This window comes from Pedobacter sp. Bi27, from assembly GCF_918698255.1.
Lineage (GTDB): Bacteria > Bacteroidota > Bacteroidia > Sphingobacteriales > Sphingobacteriaceae > Pedobacter.
The window spans coordinates 952,335-976,320 of the sequence record NZ_CAKKMW010000001.1 but is presented as its reverse complement, the minus strand read 5'-3'; the positions used below and the strand labels follow the sequence as shown (position 1 = coordinate 976,320).

Annotated in this window: 22 protein-coding genes; 10 read left to right on the top strand and 12 right to left on the bottom strand. The window is 39.1% G+C overall.

Annotated features, from left to right (window positions below; all coding sequences use genetic code 11):
* Window positions 1–3: 3 nt before the first annotated feature.
* Together LQ227_RS03840 and LQ227_RS03835 are read right to left on the bottom strand one after the other, a co-directional pair.
* Entirely contained in the window at window positions 4–1,350 is a 1,347-nt protein-coding gene (locus LQ227_RS03840; RefSeq protein ID WP_230148278.1) for an ankyrin repeat domain-containing protein, read from the bottom strand.
* A gap of 9 nt (window positions 1,351–1,359) precedes the next feature.
* Window positions 1,360–2,562, bottom strand: a complete 1,203-nt coding sequence (locus LQ227_RS03835; RefSeq protein WP_230148276.1) for an ankyrin repeat domain-containing protein — start codon at window positions 2,560–2,562, stop codon at window positions 1,360–1,362.
* A gap of 551 nt (window positions 2,563–3,113) precedes the next feature.
* On the opposite strand from LQ227_RS03835, the gene LQ227_RS03830 reads away from it, so the two are divergent.
* The gene (locus tag LQ227_RS03830) at window positions 3,114–5,333 is read left to right on the top strand and encodes an NADP-dependent isocitrate dehydrogenase (RefSeq protein WP_230145422.1); all 2,220 of its coding nucleotides are present in this window, start codon (window positions 3,114–3,116) and stop codon (window positions 5,331–5,333) included.
* A 244-nt stretch (window positions 5,334–5,577) separates the two neighbouring features.
* Here the strand turns inward: LQ227_RS03830 and LQ227_RS03825 are convergent, their stop codons facing one another.
* Window positions 5,578–6,126, bottom strand: coding sequence for a hypothetical protein (locus LQ227_RS03825; protein WP_230145421.1), 549 nt, complete (start codon window positions 6,124–6,126; stop codon window positions 5,578–5,580).
* 266 nt (window positions 6,127–6,392) lie between these two features.
* On the opposite strand from LQ227_RS03825, the gene LQ227_RS03820 reads away from it, so the two are divergent.
* Window positions 6,393–6,800, top strand: a complete 408-nt coding sequence (locus tag LQ227_RS03820) for a hypothetical protein (RefSeq protein ID WP_230145420.1) — start codon at window positions 6,393–6,395, stop codon at window positions 6,798–6,800.
* Between the two features lie 148 nt (window positions 6,801–6,948).
* Here LQ227_RS03820 and LQ227_RS03815 read toward each other — a convergent pair whose 3' ends face one another.
* The 3 genes from LQ227_RS03815 to LQ227_RS03805 all read right to left on the bottom strand — a co-directional run bounded on the left by LQ227_RS03815 (window position 6,949) and on the right by LQ227_RS03805 (window position 10,504).
* Window positions 6,949–8,772 (bottom strand): DNA polymerase III subunit gamma/tau, encoded by a 1,824-nt coding sequence (locus LQ227_RS03815; RefSeq protein WP_230148274.1) that lies wholly within the window; start codon window positions 8,770–8,772, stop codon window positions 6,949–6,951.
* Between the two features lie 103 nt (window positions 8,773–8,875).
* On the bottom strand, window positions 8,876–9,634 hold the full coding sequence (locus LQ227_RS03810; protein WP_230148272.1) for a DUF1570 domain-containing protein: 759 nt from the start codon (window positions 9,632–9,634) through the stop codon (window positions 8,876–8,878).
* 6 nt (window positions 9,635–9,640) lie between these two features.
* Window positions 9,641–10,504: an AraC family transcriptional regulator gene (locus tag LQ227_RS03805; RefSeq protein ID WP_230145417.1), complete on the bottom strand. Its 864-nt coding sequence runs from the start codon at window positions 10,502–10,504 to the stop codon at window positions 9,641–9,643.
* Window positions 10,505–10,686: 182 nt separating this feature from the next.
* Here LQ227_RS03805 and LQ227_RS03800 point away from each other — a divergent pair, with 182 nt between their 5' ends.
* The 4 genes from LQ227_RS03800 (at window position 10,687) to rplI (ending at window position 12,647) form a co-directional block, all read left to right on the top strand.
* Window positions 10,687–11,280 carry a hypothetical protein gene (locus LQ227_RS03800; RefSeq protein ID WP_230145416.1) on the top strand — a complete coding sequence of 198 codons (594 nt, stop codon included), beginning with the start codon at window positions 10,687–10,689 and terminating at the stop codon, window positions 11,278–11,280.
* A gap of 291 nt (window positions 11,281–11,571) precedes the next feature.
* A complete protein-coding gene (rpsF, locus tag LQ227_RS03795; RefSeq protein ID WP_029277408.1) occupies window positions 11,572–11,928 on the top strand; it encodes a 30S ribosomal protein S6 in 357 nt (118 codons plus the stop codon).
* The gene (rpsR, locus tag LQ227_RS03790; protein ID WP_010599582.1) at window positions 11,928–12,191 is read left to right on the top strand and encodes a 30S ribosomal protein S18; all 264 of its coding nucleotides are present in this window, start codon (window positions 11,928–11,930) and stop codon (window positions 12,189–12,191) included. The genes rpsF and rpsR overlap by 1 nt, the downstream gene beginning before the upstream one ends.
* A 12-nt stretch (window positions 12,192–12,203) precedes the next feature.
* The gene (gene rplI, locus LQ227_RS03785; RefSeq protein ID WP_029277406.1) at window positions 12,204–12,647 is read left to right on the top strand and encodes a 50S ribosomal protein L9; all 444 of its coding nucleotides are present in this window, start codon (window positions 12,204–12,206) and stop codon (window positions 12,645–12,647) included.
* 120 nt (window positions 12,648–12,767) lie between these two features.
* On the opposite strand, the gene LQ227_RS03780 is transcribed toward rplI, so the two are convergent.
* Window positions 12,768–13,466 carry an SDR family oxidoreductase gene (locus LQ227_RS03780; RefSeq protein ID WP_230148270.1) on the bottom strand — a complete coding sequence of 233 codons (699 nt, stop codon included), beginning with the start codon at window positions 13,464–13,466 and terminating at the stop codon, window positions 12,768–12,770.
* 30 nt (window positions 13,467–13,496) lie between these two features.
* Window positions 13,497–14,306: a DUF1080 domain-containing protein gene (locus LQ227_RS03775; protein ID WP_230148268.1), complete on the bottom strand. Its 810-nt coding sequence runs from the start codon at window positions 14,304–14,306 to the stop codon at window positions 13,497–13,499.
* 190 nt (window positions 14,307–14,496) lie between these two features.
* Between LQ227_RS03775 and mtgA the strand changes: the two genes are divergently transcribed.
* Window positions 14,497–15,225 (top strand): monofunctional biosynthetic peptidoglycan transglycosylase, encoded by a 729-nt coding sequence (gene mtgA, locus LQ227_RS03770; RefSeq protein WP_230145413.1) that lies wholly within the window; start codon window positions 14,497–14,499, stop codon window positions 15,223–15,225.
* A 74-nt stretch (window positions 15,226–15,299) separates the two neighbouring features.
* Here mtgA and LQ227_RS03765 read toward each other — a convergent pair whose 3' ends face one another.
* The 3 genes from LQ227_RS03765 to LQ227_RS03755 all read right to left on the bottom strand — a co-directional run bounded on the left by LQ227_RS03765 (window position 15,300) and on the right by LQ227_RS03755 (window position 18,583).
* Window positions 15,300–17,711, bottom strand: a complete 2,412-nt coding sequence (locus LQ227_RS03765; protein ID WP_230148266.1) for an AsmA family protein — start codon at window positions 17,709–17,711, stop codon at window positions 15,300–15,302.
* 96 nt (window positions 17,712–17,807) lie between these two features.
* Window positions 17,808–18,098: a YciI family protein gene (locus LQ227_RS03760; protein ID WP_230145411.1), complete on the bottom strand. Its 291-nt coding sequence runs from the start codon at window positions 18,096–18,098 to the stop codon at window positions 17,808–17,810.
* 5 nt (window positions 18,099–18,103) lie between these two features.
* Window positions 18,104–18,583, bottom strand: coding sequence for an ABC transporter ATPase (locus LQ227_RS03755; protein WP_230145410.1), 480 nt, complete (start codon window positions 18,581–18,583; stop codon window positions 18,104–18,106).
* Window positions 18,584–18,633: 50 nt separating this feature from the next.
* Here LQ227_RS03755 and LQ227_RS03750 point away from each other — a divergent pair, with 50 nt between their 5' ends.
* The 3 genes from LQ227_RS03750 (at window position 18,634) to LQ227_RS03740 (ending at window position 23,085) form a co-directional block, all read left to right on the top strand.
* Window positions 18,634–19,119 (top strand): hypothetical protein, encoded by a 486-nt coding sequence (locus tag LQ227_RS03750; protein ID WP_230145409.1) that lies wholly within the window; start codon window positions 18,634–18,636, stop codon window positions 19,117–19,119.
* A 982-nt stretch (window positions 19,120–20,101) separates the two neighbouring features.
* Complete coding sequence (locus LQ227_RS03745; protein WP_230145408.1) at window positions 20,102–21,739, top strand: TldD/PmbA family protein; 1,638 nt, start codon at window positions 20,102–20,104, stop codon at window positions 21,737–21,739.
* Window positions 21,740–21,747: 8 nt separating this feature from the next.
* The gene (locus tag LQ227_RS03740; RefSeq protein ID WP_230145407.1) at window positions 21,748–23,085 is read left to right on the top strand and encodes a TldD/PmbA family protein; all 1,338 of its coding nucleotides are present in this window, start codon (window positions 21,748–21,750) and stop codon (window positions 23,083–23,085) included.
* A gap of 78 nt (window positions 23,086–23,163) precedes the next feature.
* Here the strand turns inward: LQ227_RS03740 and LQ227_RS03735 are convergent, their stop codons facing one another.
* Window positions 23,164–23,952: a (Fe-S)-binding protein gene (locus tag LQ227_RS03735; RefSeq protein ID WP_029277013.1), complete on the bottom strand. Its 789-nt coding sequence runs from the start codon at window positions 23,950–23,952 to the stop codon at window positions 23,164–23,166.
* Window positions 23,953–23,986 lie beyond the last annotated feature (34 nt).

Genomic DNA, 23,986 nt, shown 5'->3' with positions numbered 1-23,986 from the left:
AACTTAACCTTTTAAAATCTTAGCTTTTTCCGCATTAAATTCTTCCTGCAATAAAATTCCGGCATCGAGTAACTCTTTTAAATCTAATAATGCCTGTTTTTTCGCTGCCATATCGTTTTTTGGAACTTCAGCAGTATTTTCTGATGATATTGTACTTGTTCCTTGCACATTTGGATTAGCTGGAAGGCCATATTTCAACAAGAGTTCCGTAATTTCATTAAAACCCTTAATATTCGAATAATCTATGGCTTTCTGTTCTTTTACATTTACAATGGTAGGGTCGGCTGATTTTTCCAGTAAAAATTTTACGGCATCTTTTTTACCATTCGCAGCCGCGTAATGTAAAGCCGTGTTCCCGCTTTCATCCTGAATATTAATGTTTGCACCTTTTTCTATTAATAGCTTTAACATACTTACATGGCCGCTTTTGGCTGCTACATGTAGCATGCTCTCGCCTCCGTAGTTGTAATTGTTATCGAAAGAGAAGCTGGCCGAAATGGAAATGTTATTGGCGGTTTCTACCCATTCTAAGTACGAATACATCGAATCGTCATTACCCGAAAGCGGTTTTGCATAGTTTACATCTATACCGTTGGTTAAAAATAAATCAACGATTTCTTTCTGATTATTGGCGCAGGCATACCAGATGGGAGAGATGCCATCTTTTGATGAAACGAATACATCTGCGCCCTTTTCTACCAATGTTTTGGTCAACATCCTGCTGCCATCATAACAGGCAATTAGTAAGGCCGATTCTCCGGTATGATTGATATGGTTGATATTTCCACCTTTTTCGAGAATAAGCTCAACCATTGGTGTGTTTTTAGATTTAACCGCAAAAATTAAAGGTGAATCGCCATGTTTATTGGTGGTATTGATATCCGCGCCAAATTCCAATAATTTTTGAACAATTTCTTTGTTCCGCCAACTTGCAGCAATAAGCAAAGGCGTTTCTGCCTCGTTATTTTCGCCATCAACTTCAAGACCTTGATTGAGGAGTTTTTCTAACACTTCAATCTGCCCGCTTTGTGCAGTTAGGTGTAATAAGCTGTTGCCTTTAAAATCCTTAATGTCAATTCTTGCACCTTTATCTAAAAGAAACAGTGCAGTTTGTTTCTGTTTTTGTAAACAGGCAAAGTAAAACGGTGTTTCTCCAGCATGATCTTCGTAATCTAAAGCTGCCCCACGATCTATCAAAATCTGTACAAGGTCTAAATATCCACGGTGAGCGGCATAATGAAGGGCTGTTCTGCCTTTTTCATCTGTATAATCTACCTCTACCTCTTGGTTGGCCAATAAAAGTTCGGCTATTTTGCGCTTGCCGCTTTCGCAGGCAATAATAAATGACATCGACATATGTTAAGATTGTTTCATGAGCAGTTCTACAGTTTTTATTTTCAGGTTATCATCAGATGCAAGCATCAGCGCGGTCTGGTCCTGATCGTTGGTGATAGCAATATCTGCACCGTTTTCGAGCAGGAGCTTTACTTTTCTATAGGTTTCTTTCGCTTTTTCTGCTTCGTAATTTACATTGTAGGCACAAACTTTATGCAGCAGGGTATTCCCTTTATTATCGGCCCTGCTTACATCTACCTGTCCGGTTTCTAAAACAGCCTGTAAAATATCAGCCTGTTTTTCGGCAATTACATCCAGAGGTGTTTTATCAGCACCATACCAGGTACTGGCCTGATATAAATCAGCGCCATCCTCAATCAGTTTTTTAAGGAAGTTGATGCCACTTTCACTGTTCGACATCATTCGCACATATTCAAATAATAATGTTTCGCCGTTTTTATTAACCTGATCGAAAGCTGGCGTAGCAAAATTACGCATTGTATCGTATATGTTTTCGCTCTGCGAATGTGCCACAGCATAAAAGAAGGCTGAATTTCCATCGCGGTCGGTATAATTGGGATCGGCGCCATTTTCGAGCAGGTGGGCAATTAAATTTTTCTTGTTAAATTTTATTGCGGTAATTAATGGAGTTTCCTGCACCACATTGCCTTCATTAATGTCGACACCTTCGTTAAGGAGAATATCGATATATCCTTTAAGCAAATCGGTAGTCTGTTCATCGTTTAGGTTATACCTTCGAAAACTGCTTTTCACTACCTGATGGATGTAGTTTTCTTCTGCATTGTTTTTAAAATTTGCACTGCAACCTGCGTCGATACAGGCTTTGATCAGGGGTAAACTTGCTCCGTTTTCGAAGAGATAACCTAATAATGTTTTGGTATTTACTTCGTCATTCAGATTATCAAAATGAGTAATAAATTCATTGAAAAATGCAATATCTTCATCGTCATTACCAAGGTTGCGGACAATAGCCTGAAAAATGCTTTTGTCAAAACTGTCGAATTCATAAATGTCGGTTTCGATGGTTTTGTCCTTTAGCATCATATTTAGGATTTCGTACTGTTTCTCTCTCACCAGATGATCAAAAATAGATGATTTATGATGTTCCTGAATGTTTTTAGAAAGTTTTTCGCCGTTATGCATCATGCTTTTAGCCTCGTCGAATTTGCGGGCATTTAACTGTTGATCTAAGGTAGGTTCGGTCATTTTCAATTAAAATTTTAAAATAGATAGGTATTTGGTTTTGACGCTACAAAAGTTTAGCCAAAGAAATGGTTCACAAAATATTGGGGTGTTGCACTAAAGACAGATAAAACTATATCTTATTATGATATGGTCGTTTTATTTTTTTGGAAAGCAATTACAGTATTCCATCGGTTAATTTCTTCCTGCTCTACCTTCCCGATGAAAAATCGGGACCGTTCGATCAGGTTTAGTTTGGTCGTTTTTCTGCTACTATGCCGGTTTTCCGTACTACAGGCCTAAGTTTCTAGCCCTGATCGGAACACACATCCCGTTTTATCGGGATAAAGCGGTGAGCAGGACTAAATTAAAAATTGCAAATCGCCCTGCGCTCCAATAACAAATCCCGTCATTAATATTTTACTCGCTATCTGCAATTAATGGTACTATAAATAACATTGCGATGTTCCTTAATTCATTCGATTATTTTATCTTTAGGCGATTTTAAAAAGATCGGTTTACAAACCTGGAAACCGATTGAATAGTTAACCTTAATAAGCAAAATCAATATAAACATGTCAAATACATCAAAAATTATCTACACCAAAACCGACGAGGCGCCAATGTTGGCAACCTACTCACTTTTACCTATCGTACAAGCTTTTACTGCGTCAGCGGGTATTGATGTAGAAACCAGAGATATTTCTTTAGCAGGAAGAATTTTGGCAAACTTTCCTGAGTATTTAAAAGACGATCAAAAAATTGGTGATGCTTTAGCAGAGCTTGGTGCCTTGGCTACCACTCCGGAAGCTAACATTATCAAATTACCGAATATTTCTGCTTCTATCCCTCAATTGGTAGGTGCAATTACCGAGCTACAGGCGCAGGGTTTTGCAATTCCAAATTATCCTGATAATGCACAGAGCGACGAAGAAAAAGCAATTAAAGCTAAATATGCAAAAGTTTTAGGTTCTGCAGTAAATCCGGTTTTACGTGAGGGTAACTCCGATCGTAGAGCGCCTAAAGCGGTTAAAAATTACGCCAAACAAAACCCGCACTCAATGGGTAAATGGTCTGCAGATTCGAAAACCAAAGTAGCCAGCATGACTGAAGGCGATTTTTACGGCTCAGAAAAATCTACAACCGTTGCTGAAGCAGGTCAATTTAAAATAGAATTTGTTGCTGCTGATGGTGCTGTAACCGAATTAAAAGCTTTGTCACCATTAAAAGCAGGAGAGGTGATTGATAGTTCTGCATTGAGCTTATCGGCATTGAAAACTTTTGTGGCTAAAGAAATTGCTGAAGCTAAGGCTCAAGGCGTTTTATTATCTGCACACTTAAAAGCAACAATGATGAAGGTTTCTGATCCGATTATTTTTGGTGCCATTGTTGAAGTTTACTTTGCAGATGTGTTTACTAAATATGCTGACCTTTTCAAAGAACTGAACATTGATACCAGAAATGGTTTAGGCGATGTTTACGCTAAAATTGCAGGCAACGCAAAACAAGCTGAAGTTGAAGCTGCTTTGGCACAGGCCATAGAAAACGGTCCGGCCCTGGCCATGGTTAATTCTGATAAAGGAATTACCAACCTTCATGTTCCATCGGATGTGATTGTTGATGCTTCGATGCCGGCCATGATCCGTACTTCGGGACAGATGTGGAACAAAGAAGGTAAAGCACAAGATACCATCGCTTTAATTCCAGACCGTTGTTATGCTGGTGTTTACACTGCAACCATTGATGACTGTAAAGCAAACGGTGCTTTCGATGTGACTACCATCGGTTCGGTACCCAATGTTGGTTTAATGGCACAAAAAGCTGAAGAATATGGTTCGCATGATAAAACGTTCCAGGCTACTGGTGCAGGAACAATCCGCGTAACTGATGCTGATGGTAAAGTATTTTTCGATCAGAAAGTAGAAAAAGGCGATATCTTCCGCATGTGCCAAACTAAAGATGCCCCGATTCAGGATTGGGTAAAATTAGCGGTTAACAGGGCACGTTTATCAGAAACCCCTGCCGTTTTCTGGTTAGACGAAAATAGAGCACACGATAGAGAAATCATTGCTAAAGTAAATACTTATTTAAAAGACCACGACACTACAGGTTTAGATATCCGCATTTTGGCGCCAATCGAGGCCACTAAATTTACCCTAGAGCGCATCCGCAAAGGTTTAGATACCATTTCGGTTACCGGTAACGTATTGCGTGATTATTTAACAGATTTATTCCCGATTTTAGAATTAGGAACCTCTGCTAAAATGTTATCGATCGTGCCTTTAATGAACGGTGGTGGTTTGTTCGAAACTGGTGCTGGTGGTTCTGCTCCAAAACATATTGAGCAGTTTATTGAAGAAGGTTATTTACGTTGGGATTCGCTTGGGGAGTTTTTAGCACTTCAGGCCTCTTTAGAGCATTTATCTCAAACACAAAATAATGCAAAAGCGCAGGTATTGGCCGATGCTTTGGATGAGGCAAACGCGAAATTTTTGGCAACGGATAAATCTCCAGGCAGAAAACTGGGTACTATCGATAACCGTGGTTCTCACTTCTATTTGGCTTTATATTGGGCTGAAGCTTTAGCGGCTCAAACTAAGGATGCTGATTTGCAGGCCAGATTTGCACCGTTGGCTAAAACTTTGTTAGCAAACGAAGCGAAAATCAACGAAGAGTTGATCGGTTCGCAAGGTAAACCTCAAAACATTGGCGGTTACTATAACCCTGATGACGAACTGGCAAGCAAAGCAATGCGTCCGAGTGAAACATTAAATACTTCTTTGGCTTCTTTGTAAACTAAGGAAAATAATAATAGGAGCGTCCTGGTGTAAATATCGGGACGCTTTTTTTGTAATGTTTTTTCTCAGCTTTAATGATCGTTTTGTTAGAAAATGACAAGGCTTTTGTATTTGAAAAGCAAATGCAGAAGCTTTTAGGTTATAGCAGTCCCGCTCCCGCTTCTGCTCCCGATGAAGGATCGGAAGCATCCCGCTTTGATCGGGTTTAGGTGGCTTAGTGAGTGATGCTACTCATTGTATACTATTGTTGTTTGTAACGATAAACTTTAACCCGTTTTTTGCTAGATAGCATGCTCTGAACGGGTAAAAAATAAAGAGTAAAAAATAAAATCGAAGCTCCTACGGTAAGGAAAAAGATAAGAAATGAAGCATCATTTGCATCTTCAATTCGATCGTAAATTACTGTTCCATCAGCATTGATCTGGTAAACACTAACTTCTTTTGATAAAACATGCTTTCTCAATAAAAGACTTAGGTTTTTGGAAGTTTTTAAAAGCTCATTGACATCGTCCATTGCGTTTTTGCTATCGTGAACTATATCTAGCCGTTGGGTAATTTTGAATAACTGCTTATTGTTTTTTAGGTTAAACCTCAATACCGCTATTTTACCGGTCTCATCCATTAAAGAAAGGCCTCTTTCAGGTTCTATTATTTCAACATCAACTTTTGAATAACCTAGGGTTCCCCTTATTTCTTTAAGTAGACTTTTTGAAAACAAAATATCGACAAGGGAATAAATAGAGAAAATTAAAGTAACTAAACCTAATATTAAGGGCCTGAGGTTTTTCAATGTCGTTGTGTATTGATTTTTAGATTTATAGCTTCAAATTTAGTTGAATAATTTACCTTTCAAAATGGGATTATACTACGCTCTGCCCGCGTGAGGGATAGCAACGAAAAGCCCACAGCCCGGTTCTTCACCGGCGAGGACTTGAAGTGTATAGCCCGACCCTTGCGCAGCTTGGGGCACGCCCAATAATTGAAAGATTCTCTTGCCAGAAACAAACCTTATCGGGATCATTTTGTTATATTCATATAAATTAGAACACCCATATCATGGCAAATAACGAGAATAAAGGATCGCAGGATAAAATACACAGTACCACAGAAAATAGCGAAATCAATAAAGAGAATCTCGCTTATGATGAAAATAAGCAGAGTTACGAGCTAGATGTAAGAGGTACAGATAAAGATTACGACCACCCAATGGGATACGAAACGGTTGCTGCAGGTGCCAAAGATGATGACTCGACCTACGATGAAGCTAATCCTTATATTGGTGATGAATATGCCCGCAATGAAGAAATTGCCGAGGATAACCTGGAAGAATTAGGCATGCACGTGGATAACGGGGAGAGTGTAAAGCTGAATCCTGAAGATGAAATCCTTGCCCGTACACCCGAAGATAACCGCGATGATTTAGATGAAGAAGGTTATCCGATTAACGATACGCCCCAAAAATAGTCAATAAATTACTGTCATAAAGATAGTTAGTTGACGAAACAATCATAATAGGAAAAGCAGGGTTATACATTTACGATGATGTGTAATCCTGCTTTTTGTTTAGTGATTTTTAATCGAATAAGTATTGTTCAGTTATCCGACATGAAATTTAAGGATTAACATCTAAATTAAATCTCCTGCGCAATTCGTCAAGCTTTGGATTTTTGTTTACCAGGTAATCATACTTTTCGCGGTTGCCATAAAGCCTGTTTTCTATTTTACGTTCAACAAGTTTGTAGGTAACCTCTACACCGAAATTGCTAAGCTCATTTCTCAAAAAGTTCAACAGCTCAACAGATTCTTGTTGTACAAGGTGTTCCTGCGTTTTACTTTCTACCGAAATTTCGATCAGCTCGGGATTTAAAAGCGTAGGTGCGAAATTATTTAAGATGGTAAAAAGATTGATTTTATCGGCCGCCTTCATTTTTTGAGTAAAAGCATTCCATACTTCCAATAAGCGGTCGTAACTAAAAGGTTCTCTGGCTTCGCCTGTAACTTTCTTTGGACCCTTATCGTCATCTTCCTGTGCAACCCGGTTCAGATCGTTTAACGATGGAATGAGTGTGCTTATCGCATTGGGCTTTGGAATATTGATACTGATGGAAGTTGCAGATGGTGGCGGACCAACCCTGGGTGTTTCCTTAGGTTTTTCTTCTTCAGGAATGTTCGGTAAAACAGCTGTTTTAACAATAGGCGATACAGCTTGGGCCGTATTTTCGCTTTCTGTTTTTGGCTTTGGCGTTTCTGCCTGCCCGGCTACGACATTAGTTTTTTTTTTATCCTGATCTACGTCAGTTGCTGTGTTATTAGGGCTTAAAGGCTGTTGTGCTAAATTGACGACCGACCGGATATGGCACATTTTAATCAGTGCCAGCTCTACCTGTAAACGCTGGTTTTTAGAATTCTTGTAATTTAGATCGCAGGTATTGGCCAGGTTTAATGCCGTTAGCAAGAATGATAATTCTGTTTGCCTGCACTGATCGAGATATTTTTGCTTGATGTTTTCGCTAACTTCTAAAAGTTTAATGGTTGATGCATCTTTACCTACCAATAAATTACGGAAGTGCGAAGCCAGGCCATTTATAAAGTTATTGCCATCGAAACCATTATTTAAAATTTCGTCGAACAGGAGTAGGGTCTGGCTAACTTCTGCTGCGGTTAAATAAGAGGTAAGTTTGAAAAAATAATCGTAATCTAAAATATTTAGGTTATCGATTACAGCTTTATAAGTAATGTTCTTGTTTGCATAACTGGCAATCTGATCGAACATGGAAAGTGCATCACGCAGTCCACCGTCTGCCTTTTGGGCAATAATATGCAAACCATCGCTTTCAAAAGCAATATTTTCGCGTTGGGCAATGGTTGATAAGTGGTTGGCAATATCTTCTACCTGGATCCGGTTGAAATCAAAAATCTGGCAACGTGATAAAATAGTCGGCAGAATTTTATGTTTCTCAGTGGTGGCCAAGATGAAAATAGCATAAGAAGGTGGTTCTTCCAATGTTTTCAAAAAGGCATTAAATGCACTCTGCGATAACATATGAACCTCATCAATGATATAGATCTTATATTTTCCTGCTTGTGGTGGTATTCTAACCTGCTCAATTAAGCTACGGATATCATCAACAGAGTTGTTTGAAGCCGCATCTAATTCGTGAACATTAAAAGAATGCCCATTCTGGAAAGAAAGACAGTTGTCGCATTGGCCACAGGCTTCCATTTCTGCTGTAGGGTTGGTACAGTTAATGGTTTTTGCAAGGATACGTGCACAGGTTGTTTTACCCACACCACGAGGCCCGCAGAATAAAAATGCCTGGGCAAGTTGATTGTTTTTAATGGCGTTTTTTAACGTACCGGTAATATGCTGCTGACCAACAACGGTTTCGAAGGTGGCTGGGCGGTATTTACGGGCAGAAACGATAAAATTTTCCATCGGCACGAAAATAGGAATTTTTTATCAGTTGGAATGTGGTAAGGTTGGAATGTTGAAAAGTTGTAATATGATCAGGCTGGAGGCTTAAGCTTAAAAGAACAATTTATTTATGATAGTTGTAAAATAGCTTATATGTTTCTTCAAACCGGTCAAACCTGCCAAAAGTAAGTTCAATTGCTTTTTCGGTATCGTAACCCTGCGTATTTAGTTTAATTATTTTTTTAAGCAGGTCTGTTCTTTTGGATTTTATAAAAAAGTAGATCACACTGTAGGCCGTGTTGTAATTGTCGTCTACATCATGCCCGTAAAATGAACCACTGTATATTTTAAAGAAATTTTTTAGCCTTTCACTGTCTTTCGAATCTATTCCTGCTTTTATACGCTTAATTCTACCGCTTTGTGGATAGGAGTATAAATTCCCCTCACTGTCAAAATCCAATGTTTCGAAAAACTCTGCAAGGCCTTCGTTTAACCATTTGGGCGATTTTTTAAAATTAAACTGGAAAATACTATGGCTGGCCTCATGGAGTGCTACCGAAATGAAATCGCTGCTCTTATATACAAAGGCTTCGTTAATTGCGGCAATATAAAATCCAGCACTATTTATTGGTGCACTATATGTTTTTTGCGCTAACCGATAATCTTTACTTTTTCCATAAAGGTTTATTTTAACAGGTGCAGTAATGTTCTCTCTGGTTTCAAAAATTTCGTTACAGAACATGCGTTCGTAAGCAATCAGTTTTTCTATCTTCTTTTGCTCGGTTTCGCTTATTTTGCAGTTTAGCAAGTTAATGTCAACATATTGAGCATGCAGGGATAAGCTGATGACGTTTAAGAGTATCAATAGTAGGGATTTGTTCATGCTCATTTATTTAATCAGCGACTTAAGCTCATGCCTGTATTCTGATGCACTTTTGCCTGTAAACTCCTTGAACAACTTATTAAAATGGCTAAAGTTGTTAAAACCGCTTTCGTAAGAAATATTGGCAATACTGATGGGCTTTTCGGCCAGAAGCTTTGAAGCATGTACCACCCTGTATTCATTTACAAAATGGGTAAAGGTTTTTTTTGTGATCTTTTTAAAATATCGACAAAAGGATGGAACTGTCATACTCGACATTTCAGCGATGTGCTGCAAACTGATCTGATCCTGAAAATGATCTTTTACATAGTTAAAGATCATATTAATGCGGTCGTTATCCTGCACCTGCATTTCCATCGAAAACCCGTCGGCATTTAGAATTTTGTAATCTTTGGCGTGTTCAAGTTCTTTTAAAACGCTGAGCAGGGTTAAAAGCCTGTCGAATGGGGGCTGATCGTCCATCATTTCGATCCGGTCGCCTACCATACGCTTGGTTTCGCTGCCGAATGCAATTCCGGCCTTTGCTTTATCAAAAAGCTCATGGATTCCTTTTATCTCCTGCAGACCCAAAAAAGTGGCGCCTAAAAAATCAGGCTTCATCTGGATTACCGTTTCGTTTTTATTCCCCGTATTGGTGTCCGTAAATCCGCAATGGGGGAGGTTGCTGCCAATCAGGATCAGATCACCATCGGTATAATAAGAAACGTGGCTGCCGATCTGCCTTTTTCCTGCACCACCATTTACAAATACCATTTCAACTTCGGGATGGTAATGCCAGAGGTGCGCCATGTTGTTGGCGTTCTCCACGTATTTTGAATAATAAAATGAACTTCCGAAAGAAGGCTCAACAACCTCGAAACTTGGCTTCATTATTTTTTAATTTATTGTACTAAAATACATAAAAAATATGCTTTATTATAACTTATGACAAAATACCCCAGTAATCGGGGTAATATAGCATAGATATTGGAAAATATGCAATCGTCTATATCTCAGTTGCCTCCATACCTTAGTGGTGTCATATAATTATTAACTCTTTAAAAATATTGGTTATGAAAAAGTTCTTAAAAATCGGTTTAATAGCAGCGTTGTTTTTTACTGCTACGGGTGTTCACGCTAACGATGATAATTTTACATTAAAAGTAAAAGGCGAAAAAGAAAAGTTTATCCGTTTTTCTGTAGATAAGGCAGAAGACGTTAATCTGTCGCTGATCGGTGCAGATGAGGAAGTTTTATTTGAAGAAAATATTCATGCTTCAGCTTTATCAAGCAAGGTTTATGATTTAAACGCACTTCCTGATGGAAACTATGTGCTTAAAGTAGAGTCTGAATTAAAACTGGCTAAATATACCGTAACCATCAAAGATGGTGAGGCGCTTGTGTCTGAGCCAAAAGTATCTAACATATTTAAACCGGTTTATACTAAAAATGATCAGGTAATTACCCTTGATCTGGATAACCTGGACAAAAATCCAGTTGAAGTTAAAGTATACAACGAATACAATGACGAGGTTTACAACGAAGTATTTAAAGATAAAGCGCAGTTAACAAAAAAATTCAATATCAGCAAAACAGATTCTAAAGAATTAACCTTTGTGGTGACGTATAAAGAAGAGAGTTTTGTTAAAACGATACAAACTTATTAAACATTACAGCTAATTGATATGGGGAGATTGTCGGATAGATAGTCTCCCTTTTTTTGTTTGTGAGATTAGGTGTGAGATATAGGAGATGAGATTTGAGGCGCCAGAATTGTGAGGAGGTAATGTTTCGCGGTCATTTTTCGGTGTTTCATTTTATCATATAACTTTTTCTTTCTTAATTGCTTGTGATTCTTCTTTTTTCTAATTAATCATTTGATTTTAAGAAATATATTGTTACTTTTGCATCCCCGTAATATACCTCGGGATTAAAAATTAAAAACATAATTTATAACAATGAATCAGTACGAAACTGTTATCGTTCTAACCCCTTTGTTATCAGAAGAAGTTGCTAAAGAGGCATTAGCCAAATATAAAGCAATCCTTGTTGATAACGGAGCCGAAATTGTCCAAGAGGATAATTGGGGTTTGAGAAAATTAGCGTATCCAATTGAGAAAAAATCAAACGGATTCTTCAACTTAACTGAATACAAATCTTCAGGTGATTTGATCGCAAAATTAGAGCTTGAATTAAAACGCGATGAGCGTGTGTTACGTTTCTTAACAATCCGTTTAGACAAACACGCTGTTGCTTACAATGAGAAAAAGCGTAGTGGTGCTTTTAACAAAAAAACTAAGGAGGTTGCAGCGTAATGGCAAGAGAACAAATACAATACGTAACTGCCCCTAAAGTAGAGGATAACCGTAAAAAATATTGCCGTTTCAAGAAAAACGGAATTAAATACATCGATTACAAGGATGCAAATTTCTTGTTGAAATTTATTAACGATCAAGGTAAATTATTACCACGCCGTTTAACTGGTACTTCGTTAAAATTCCAACGTAAAGTGGCTCAGGCAGTTAAGCGTGCCCGTCACATCGGTTTGTTACCTTTCGTTGCTGATCAATTAAAATAGGAGGCTAGAGATATGGAAATTATTTTAAAACAAGATATTAAAGGCCTTGGTGAGAAAGATGATGTAGTTACAGTAAAGCCAGGTTATGGCCGTAACTATTTAATCCCTCAAGGATTTGGAGCATTGGCTACTTCTTCTGCTAAAAAAGTTTTAGCTGAAAACTTGAAGCAAGCTGCTTTTAAACAAGATAAAATTAAGAAAGATGCTGAAGGTGTTGCTGAGCGTTTAACTGATGTTAAACTTTCAATCGGTGCTAAAGCAGGCGAAAGCGGAAAAATCTTCGGAGCGGTTAATACCATCCAGATTGCTGAAGCATTAAAAGCACAAGGCTTTGATGTAGACCGTCGTCGTATTACTTTCGAAACTGAACCTAAATTTGTTGGCGAATATGTTGCTAACTTAAACTTACACAAAGAAGTTAAAGTTCAGGTTCCTTTTGAAGTAGTTGCTGAATAAGCATTCTTTAAAGAATCAAAAAAAAGGTCTCGATGAAAATCGGGACCTTTTTTTATGGAAAATGGATAATTTAAGAAAGGATATGGTAAACGGTATCCCTTTTTAAATTATCCATTATTTTTATCCCTTCGGCGTAGTTGGCCTAATTTCTACCTTACTCGGCAAAGTTCTTGCCGGCATGGCCAATAAATCAACAATCAGTTTACCCATATCCTCTGGTTGGATTTTCCAGGCATCATTTTCAGCATTGGGCTGGTGATCGTTAAAATGGCTCGCTACCGATCCTGGCATAATGGTACTCACCTTTACGCCATATTTTCTTAAATCGAGCATAACTGATTGCGTAAAACCTGTTAAGCCAAATTTACTGGCATTGTAAGCTGAGCCACCTGCAAAAAAGTTTGTACCTGCTAAGCTAGAAATCGTAAAAATATGTCCCTTGTTCTTTTTGATCTCTTCAACAGTGGCTTTAATGCTATAAAAAACGCCTGTTAAATTGGTATCAATGGTTTCTTTCCATAAATCGACATCTAGTTCGTCAATAGGTGCAAAATGCCCTACGCCAGCGTTGGCAATGAGTATATCCAATTGCCCCCATTTTTCGAGTATCAGGTTTACCGCACCTTGCTGAGATTTAAAATCTGTAACATCTGCTTCAATGGCCAATACATCACCATGAGCCACCAGATGTGACGCGGCCTGGTTTGCGCTGGCAATTGTTCTGCTGGTAATGGCTACTTTATAACCTTCTTTTAAAAGGGCTTCGGCAATACCGAAACCAATTCCTTTACTTCCTCCTGTAATTAATGCAACTTTCATGTTCTTGTAACGTATAGTATCGAAAAATGTTTAATTAGATTTTTTGTTATTATGGCGTGGAAGCTCCATGATCTGGATATCTTTAAAATCCACTGGCTGCCCTTCACTTTGTAGCGCAATAAAACCTTGTGTAAGTGCTTTTCCATCAATTTTAATTTTCGGGTCGAAACGATTAGCTACGCCTCCGCCAATTTGTGGCTTGTTATACTGCAATACCGTATCACCATTAATAATATGCTTTACAATCGAATCGCCCATAACAATAAGCTCGGCAGATACCCACTGGTCGCCATCGTAAGTTTTTGATTTCGAATCCAGACAATGCCCCGGGAACTTACTGCCATTGTAAAAAATCTCCGTACCTGGTGAACACATATTTCCTGTAGGGCGGGGACGGCCATCGCTCAAACCGCCTAAAAACTGCATCTCGATCGAAATTGGCCAATCTTGTTCTTTAGGCATGGTTTTCGGATCTTGAGAATGGAACATCACCCCGCTATTACGCAAAGTATAACTTGGTGCCCCTTTTTGCAGCTCGCCAACAAAGCGGTATTTTAATTTTAGATGATAGTAAGAGAAGGGTGTTTTGTAATAAAGATGGCCAAACTGATCATTAAAATCGCCGTATTGATCATATCGGACTTGTATTGTCCCGTCTTCAACCCTAAAGGTATTTCCGTAGTTTACATTGTAATCATGATGGTGGATTTTAACGTTCCAATCTTTAATGTCTTTCCCGTTAAAAAGTGTTATCCACTTTGCAGACTTGTTATTGATATTCTTGGTTGTACTGCAGCTCCATAGTGTAACAGCAAGAAAGAGATAGCCTAGTTTTTTCATTTGGTTAATTTTGTTTGCACTCTGTTTAAAAATGTGAAATCACAAAATACATAAACAAACTGATTTTAATGTACAATAAGGGTTTACCACGAGAATTTTGCATTTTGGCGTTGTTTTTCGATGATAAAAAAACGCATTATACCGGCCCTCTACATTTCCCATCTTCCGTCCCTTTAATTACCTTTGCGCCATGGCGAAAACGCGGACAAACAGAACCAAAAGCAAATCAAAACACCCCCTTCTAAAGAAGATCACCAATATTGCTACGAAAGTATTTTTATATTTTCTGCTGGTTTCTGTGTTTTGGGTAATCGCGCTGCGTTTTATCAATCCGCCTATTACACTTTTAATGGTGCTACGGAACATTGAACGCAAAGCCGATGGTAAGTCTTTTAAAACAGAGAAAAAGTGGGTGAAATTCGAGGACATGTCTGATAATATGAAAAGGGCTGCGGTATCTGCCGAAGATCAGCTCTTTTTAAAACATATCGGTTTTGATATGAAAGCCATCGAAAAAGCTTTTGCGAGCAATGCCAAAGGGAAAAAGGTAAAGGGTGGAAGTACCATTTCGCAACAAACAGCTAAAAATGTTTTTTTATGGCCCGGTCGATCGTGGATAAGAAAAGGTTTTGAAGCTTATTTTACTTTACTCATCGAACTGTTTTGGAGCAAAGAAAGAATATTGGAAGTTTACCTGAACGTAATCGAAATGGGTGATGGGATTTATGGCGCCGAGGCCGCCGCCCAGGAGTATTATGGTAAATCCTGTACAAAACTGACCAGGAAACAAGCCGCTTTAATTGCTTCCTGTTTTCCAAACCCCAGAAGGTGGACACCTAAAAATGCAACCCCGTACATCAGGCACCGTCAATATCTGATTTTAAGAAATATGAATAGATTAGGGCCGCTTGATTTTTAGTCGACAGTCCAAAGTCCTGAGTCTTCAGTCAATTTATCGACTAGGGACTTTGGACTCCAGACTTGGGACTAAAACTAGTCGTGATCCTTATTCCACCTGATTTTTATTCCACCTTTTTCGTCGTCAACAGCTTTTAGGTGTAATACAATACCGCGCATACGGGCTTCTCTTTTTTCCGATCTGGTTAGGTTTTCATCACCCTTTGGATTTCTCAGCGGAATGTCCATCTCTACATTTGTACCACTCCCTAAAGCGTAAATGCCTTTTACATTAAAATTTAACGCGCTGGAATTTATCTGCATCGGACTGATTTCTACTTTATCACCACGCACGTTAAGTGTTCCATCAAGATTTTTGATTTCTACGTTTGATAAGTTCCTGTTGGCAAAGGCAAATTTCCCTACCTTAACCATCGGATCGAAATTAACCAATGCGGCATTGTTCAGGTTGAATACCACTTTTCCATTTATCGATCTTGGAAGAATTTTTCCCGTGTGCGATATCCTTCCGGAAATGTTGGCCAACGCTGATAAATAACCCTTTAAATTCTTGTTGGTAATGGTATTCTGTCCGAAGTTATCAAATGAATAAAAGAAATCTTTAACACTTACATGGCTGATCTTTGAGTTGATTTTAAAGCTATTTGAGGCGGCTTCCTGCATAATATTTCCATTCAGTGACAACTGACCACCCGCATGGGCCACGCTTATTTTGTTGAAGAATATCCCTCCGCCACGCAAAGAAATGTCGGCATCTAGATTTTTGGCCAGAAAATTATCATAAATAGCTTTATCAACGGTTAAACGGATATTCATTTTCGAAAGCTCCAGCACATTACTCAACTCTTTGGAAACCACTTGTTTGTTTCCGCTCGATTTTTTCTTCGCTGTTCTTGGTCCTAAGAAAGGTAAAAACTCTTTTAGGTAGAGTTGAGGGCTCGACATTTTTAAGTTCACCAATATTTTTTCGGGAGCAGTATAATACAGGTTGGCAAAGTTGGCAATGCTACAACTTACATTAAGCTCGCTTTTGCCCAACTGGAAATGCCCGTTCTGTATCGATAAGTCGTTCTGGTTGAAGTTGATGTTCAAGGCACTTTTTACCAGGTGAAGCCTACGGGGGATGTAAAGGATATCGGCATCGGCAATCTGTATTTTACCTGAAACAACAGGTTTTGTAAATCTGAAATTATCAATATCTGCCTTACAGTATAACCTCAGGTTGGCTGTTCCATCTTTAAATTCAAAATCGTTCGTGCCTAATGAATTGTTTAAATTGGATAGTGGAAATTGCGAGGTTACCAATCCGATGGCAATTGGACGCGATAAATTATTCACTGTGAAAGTGTCGATCTTAAGCGGTGCATTAAAATATTTTGCTGTAAGCCTGTGGAATTTGATGGATGAATTTTCATCACCAATAATACCACCAACGGTATCCCGATTGGTAAAGGAGCCATCAAAATTACAGGCCGTTAATTTGCCTGCCGGAATAGAAACCACATTATCCCGAACGGTTATGCCTACTTTGATCAAGGGATCTCCGTATTTCCCTGTTCCGTCATCAACAATATTTCCCCGGATATCGATCGGTTTTTCTATGCCGAATTTTAAGAGTTTTGAGGAGATATTAGGCGATAAGAGTAAGGCAACATCTCTGAATAAAATATCATCAACAGCTATGCTAATAGCAAAAGCAGATTTATCCAATTCTATTTTAGCACCGATTTTAAAAGGGTGCCCGCCAATGTTCAAGATTTCGGGACTCAGTATTACCGCATCCAATTCGCGGCTGTAATGTGCATTTAATGTTCCATCAAGCGTCTTGTCTTTCAAAAAGCTACCTTTGCGGGTATTAAAGGCGAAACTGTTCACTTTCGTCATTAACTTGATTTTACCTGTCCACCCGCTATCAGGATATTGCATTCTGCCCTGGATCTGATCGATATCGAAATTGAATAACTTGAACCTCTTTTTGTTATCTAATATCAGGCTAACCTTATTAAAATCTATTTTTTTTACTTCTAATGCGGAAGATTTTGGCGACGATTTTTTATCTGTTTTAGATTTGCTTTTGAAAATACTGGTGTTGCTATAACCAGTAGAATCGGTGTATATATAAATAGCCGCATTGTTGATGGCAATCTGTTTAATGTTGATATTACCTACTATGAGCGAAAGTACGTTTAGTGATACATCTATATCCTGCGCTTTTAAAAGATCGTGTTTATGTTGGTTCCATAAACTATCTCTCAGTAGAACGCCGTTTAAGGATACCGAAACCCCAGGAAAGCTTTTCAGGAGTGTTGGCTCCATGCTTGTAGCGGTAATTTTTCCGTTTAAATTTTTATTGAGCTGTGATAGGATAGAAGCGAGTACTTCTTTTTTATTTCTACTGATGTAAAATGCGCCCGCCAACCAGGTGAGAATAATCAGAACAACAACAACCGATATGATTTTTAAAGAGATTTTGAGCCAGCGCTTCATAGACATTATTTGATTTAACCAATATAATGTTTTTTGCTAGCTAATTGTTTGAGCAGTAGTGAAAATAATGTAGGATATCACTACGGGTTTTAAGAATTATTTTCCTAAAAGCGATTCGAGATCAGGATGGTATTGTGAAGTTAAGAATTGGGTAATGGTGAAATCGGCTAGCCTGTGTTTGTAGAAAGGATCCTCCATTAGGATCTTTTTTAATTCATCTTCATCTTTTGCCAGGGCTAAAATAATTCCACCGGTTCGGGGTACTTTTCTGCCCGAAGCAACAAAAATGTTTTTTTTATAGTATTTCTTTAAATATTGGACATGGGCGTCCATATGTTCATCCAACTTGGTTAGTGGAACAATATATTTAAGATCTACAATGAACATATAGCTTACAATAAATGGGCAAAAACAGTAGAATGCCAGCTGTTTTGGAATGGCACTTCCCATTTGCTTTCCAACTCTGCCAGATTTTGTACCATGTTGTTAAAAACAATCGTTTCTGGCGTTACCTGTTTGATATTTACCAAAGTTTCAAAATCTTCTTTGCTGTTTACTATAACTTCTCCATTTACTTTATAGGCAATGTTGAAGCGGTTAAAAAGGTCTACATGATATTCCTGTTCAATTTCTTTTATTAAGCGAACAGAGCTATCAATGGAGCAACCGGTAACGCCCGCCTGGCTTTCGTCGACTGTTAGGATAATAAAAAAGCCATAGCGGATTTCTGCTTTTGCAAGCAATTCATTTCCATGTGCTTTCCACTGGTTAGTAAAAGCTGCTAATTTGTTTAAGATCTCACTTTCTTCAACAGAAGTAAATTTGCGATCGCTTTGGTATACCCAAACTCTTGATTGTGGAGAAAAACTCATATACAAATTTATGATTTTAATTAAATTGGTGTGTTTAAAACGCTAACCTGATGAAAAAGTTTACACTCTGCTTGAAAATATCCCTTCTTTCGGCTTTTTGTATGTTTTTATGTGCTTTTTCCGACCCCGAAACCGTAGCACAATCGATCAATTTTCTTCAAAAAACATTTATCGATCATTACGATGGCAGTCAGGAAAGCGACCAGGTAAAGCGTTATGAGCTAAATGTTACCAACAATGGCTTTTGCCGTTATAAGCGTTACTTTAATAACGGTAAAACAGAGTATTTCGCATTTAAGCTGTCGAAATTTAAAGATATGGACTATTATGGTACAACTACTTCGGGCAAATTGTATATCCATACCAAAGGTGACGATGTAATTGTACAGACTTATAAAGATAGGGGAGGCGATGTAGACTCGATGGCTACGCAAGTAGTTATTCCGTTAAAAAATATGGAAGCTGAAGATTTAAACCTGATCCGTGATCATTTGAATAAAATAAATGCAGAGGTTTCAATTTCTCAGAAGCCATAACTTGTCTCTGACGATGAGCATTTCAAGCGAGTTGATTATCTTTTTATAGTCTTATTAATTCTGTTTGTTAACACCATTAGGGTACTAATTTAAATGTTAAGCTTATTGTTTGTTTTGGAGCGCAATGCCATTCGCTTTTTTTTATGTTAGTCCTGCTCTTCGCTTTATCCCGATGAAATATCGGGGATGCCGCTTCGATCAAGGCTATGAACTTAGGTTTGTGGCACGGAAAACCGACATAGTAGCAGAAAATGGCTAAACTAAACCTGATCGAACGAATGCCATTTTTCATGGCAGAAGGTAGAGCAGGAAGAAATTGACCTATGGAATAATGCTATTGCTTTCCTAAAAATAAGAAGCCATCAAATTAGTAATGTTAATCATGATGCAGCTTGCGCCAGTAGTATATAATATGAAGTAAAATATGGGCGATTTTTTTGGAGCGCAATGCCATTCGCTTTTTTTTATGTTAGTCCTGCTCTTCGCTTTATCCCGATGAAATATTGGGGATGCCGCTTCGATCAGGGCTATGGACTTAGGGCTGTGGCACGGAAAACCGACATAGCAGCAGAAAATGGCTAAACTAAACCTGATCGAACGAATGCCATTTTTCATGGCAGAAGGTAGAGCAGGAAGAAATTGGCCTATGGAATACTGCTATTGCTTTCCTAAAATAAGAAGCCATCAAGTCAGTAATGTTAAACATGATGCAGCTTGCGCCAGTAGTATATAATATGAAATAAAATATGGGCGATTTTTTTGGAGCGCAATGCCATTCGCTTTTTTTTATGTTAGTCCTGCTCTTCGCTTTATCCCGATGAAATATCGGGGATGCCGCTTCGATCAGGGCTATGGACTTAGGGCTGTGGCACGGAAACCGACGTAGGAGCAGAAAAATAACAACCTCACCAGCACAAGGATCAAGAAATTTTTTAATATAAGTTAAAACACTTATATTCAGTCAACTTAAAACAATCTCATCTTGAAACGTAGAAACTTTATTTATTTAACTGGCGTAGGGGCTGCCGCGGCAATGCTTCCTGCTATCCCGGTTTTTGGGAAAGAGATTTCCCCCGAGCAAGCCTTAACGTATATTGATCCGGCGGCTAAAAAAATCCTGTCTGATGTAGCCCTAAATGCGGCACGCTCAAAAGGCGCAACTTATACTGATGTACGTGTAGGCAGGTACCTTAACCAATACGTAGTTACACGCGAGGATAAAGTAGAGAATATTGTAAATACCGAATCGTATGGGATTGGTATCAGGGTAATTTCGAATGGCAGTTGGGGATTTGCGGCAACCGACAAAATGGACAAAGATAGTATTGCCAAGGCAGCCGAACTGGCGGTAACTATTGCCAAAGAAAATGCCCGTTTGTTAAGAGAGCCCGTAAAGCTGGCGCCACAAAAAGGATATGGTGAGGTAAGCTGGAAAGCACCGATTGAGAAAAATACCTTTGAGGTACCCGTAAAAGAAAAGGTAGATTTATTGCTGGCGGTGAACGATGCGGCTATGAAAGGTGGTGCAGATTACATTAATTCCATCTTATTTGCAGTAAATGAACAAAAATATTTTGCATCTACCGATGGTTCTTATATCGACCAGGATATCCACCGTATCTGGCCTACTTTTTTTATCACTAAAATAGATAAGGCAACAGGTAAGTTCGAAACGAGAAATGCATTGAGTGCACCTACTGGCAAGGGATACGAATACCTGGATGCAAGGCCACAGGATAAAATACAAACAGCTTCGGGCACGCTTTATAAAGGCAGGTACGATATGCTTGAAGATGCTACACAGGGAGCCAGGCAGTTGGGTGAAAAAATGAAGGCAAAATCAGTAGAGCCAGGTAAGTATGATCTGGTATTGGATCCTTCACATTTATGGTTAACCATACACGAATCGTGCGGTCACCCAACCGAGCTTGATCGGGTATTGGGCTACGAAGCCAATTATGCAGGAACCAGCTTCCTGACACTTGACAAATGGGAATCTAAAAAATTTAATTATGGCAGCAAGGAAGTTAATATTACTGCCGATAAAACCGAAGTCGGATCTTTAGGCGCTGTCGGTTATGATGATGAAGGTGTAAAATGCGGAAAATGGGATGTGATTAAAGACGGTATATTGGTAAATTACCAAGCCATCAGAGATCAGGCGCATATATTAGGCTTAAATGCTTCGCAAGGCTGTTGTTATGCCGATAACTGGAGCAGTGTGCAGTTTCAGCGTATGGCCAACATTTCACTGCAGCCGGGCAAAGCCAAACTGAGTATAGCCGATCAGATCAAAAATGTGGAAAAAGGCATTTACATTGTGGGCGATGGGTCTTTCTCTATCGATCAGCAACGTTATAACTTTCAGTTCGGCGGTCAGCTTTATTACGAAATTAAAGATGGCAAAATCGCAGGTATGCTTAAAGATGTAGCCTATCAGGCCAATACCCAGGAATTCTGGAATTCGTGCGTGGCTATCTGCGATGAAAGTGATTACCGTTTGGGAGGCTCTTTTTTCGATGGTAAAGGTCAGCCTGGTCAGGTGAGTGCCGTGTCCCACGGATCGGCAACCACACGTTTTAATAAAGTTAATGTTATCAACACCGCTAGAAAAATCTGATAGAAATTATGCCAATCTTAACAAAAGCAGAAGCAAAGGCACTTTTAACTAAAGTACTTTCTTACTCTAAAGCAGAACAATGTGAAGTAAACCTAAATTGCTCAGATAGCGGTAATATAAGGTACGCCCGAAATTCAGTATCAACCAGTGGGGGAATAAGTGCGAACAGCCTGGTAGTCAGTTCGGCCTTCGGAAAAAAACTGGGTACGGCTACTATAAATGAATTTGATGATGCCTCATTGGAAAAAGTAGTGCGCAGGGCAGAAGAACTTGCACAGCTGGCACCCGAAAATCCTGAATTTATGCCTTTTCTCGGTCCGCAGGAATATGGTGCCGATTCGCCTACCTTTTCTCCGGCTACAGCAGCCGTTACCCCGAAAGACAGAGCCGATGCAGTACAGGCCAGTTTAAAACAGGCTATAGACAGTAAGTTGAATGCTGCAGGGTTTTTATCCAACAGTATAGGCTGTTCGGCAATGATGAACAGTAAAGGTTTGTTTGCCTACAATACTTCAACCGATGTAGCTTTTAACATTACCGTAAGAACTGATGATGGTAAAGGATCTGGTTATGCCACAAGGGGATATAATGATTTTAGCAAGCTCAACGCAAAAGCCGATACGGCTATAGCAGCCAAAAAGGCCATGTCGTCGGTAACGGCAAAAGCCATTGAGCCAGGTAAGTATACCGTTATTTTAGAACCAACTGCGGTAGCGGTGATGCTGGAAAACTTATTCTTCTCGATGGATGCCAGACAGGCCGATGAAGGACGGAGCTTTATGAGCAAAACCGGAGGTAAGACGAAATTGGGAGAGCAGCTGGTGGATGAAAGGGTGAATATTTATTCAGACCCATGGAATCCTGAACTGCCAACGGCAACATGGTCTGGGGATGGAAGGCCGCAGCAGAAAGTAAATTGGATAGAAAAAGGAGTAGTTAAAAATTTATACAGCTCGAGGTACTGGGCGCAAAAAACCGGGATTAAAGCGATCCCCTTCCCCGGTGGCGCCATTATGAAGGGCGGAACGAAAACGCTGGAAGAGCTGATTAAAGGAACAGAAAAAGGTATATTGGTGACACGTTTGTGGTACATCCGCACGGTAGATCCACAAACCTTATTACTAACCGGGCTAACCAGGGATGGTACTTTTTATATCGAAAATGGAGAGATCAAGTTTCCTGTCAAAAATTTCCGTTTCAATGAGAGTCCGATTATTATGTTGAACAACCTGGATGAAATCGGAATAGCCGAAAGAACAGTTAGTGCCGAGTCGGAAGCCAACTATCTTTTACCTCCATTAAGAATAAGAGATTTTACTTTTACCTCTTTATCTGATGCGGTATAGCAAATCAAGAATTAACAATATGGTAAAGCCTGAGCATCATCGATGTTCAGGCTTTATTTGTTTATTTAAAAGCTGAGGTTACAGGCCGTTTGCCCTTGCTGTAATCTCAGCAATATCCAATACCTTAACTTCCTGTTCTTTATCTTTTAGTTTAATACCGTCGCTTAGCATGGTCATACAGAATGGGCAACCTGCTGCAATAACCTGTGGATTGGTTTGTAAAGCCTCATCAATGCGTTCTACATTGATATCTTTATTTCCCTTTTCTGGTTCTTTAAACATCTGTGCACCTCCGGCACCACAGCATAAGCCGTTGCTTTTGCAGCGTTTCATTTCTACCAACTGCGCATCAAGTACCTCCAGGGCTTTTCTAGGCGCTTCGTAAATTCCATTTCCACGGCCCAGATAACATGGATCGTGATAGGTGATTTTTTTACCTTTGAAACTTTCGCCACCTTCCGCTTTTAGTTTGCCTTCGTTAATCAGATCCTGTATCAATTGCGTATGGTGGATCACCTCGTAAGTGCCGCCTAAACCCGGATATTCATTTTTAATGGTATTGAAGCAATGTGGGCAGCCTGTTACAATTTTTTTGATGTTGTAAGCATTCAATACCTCAATATTGGTCATGGCCTGCATCTGGAAAAGAAACTCGTTACCAGCCCTTTTAGCAGGATCTCCGGTGCAACTTTCTTCAGTTCCTAAAACGGCGTATTTTATGCCTACATGATGTAAGATCTTGCAAATGTCGCGGGTAATTTTCTGCGCTCTTTCATCGTAACTTCCAGCACAGCCAACCCAAAATAATATTTCCGGTTCTTCACCTGCGGCCATCAACTCGGCCATTGTAGGGACTTTAAATTCCATTTGTCTAGTATCTAATATCAAGTATCAGGACCTG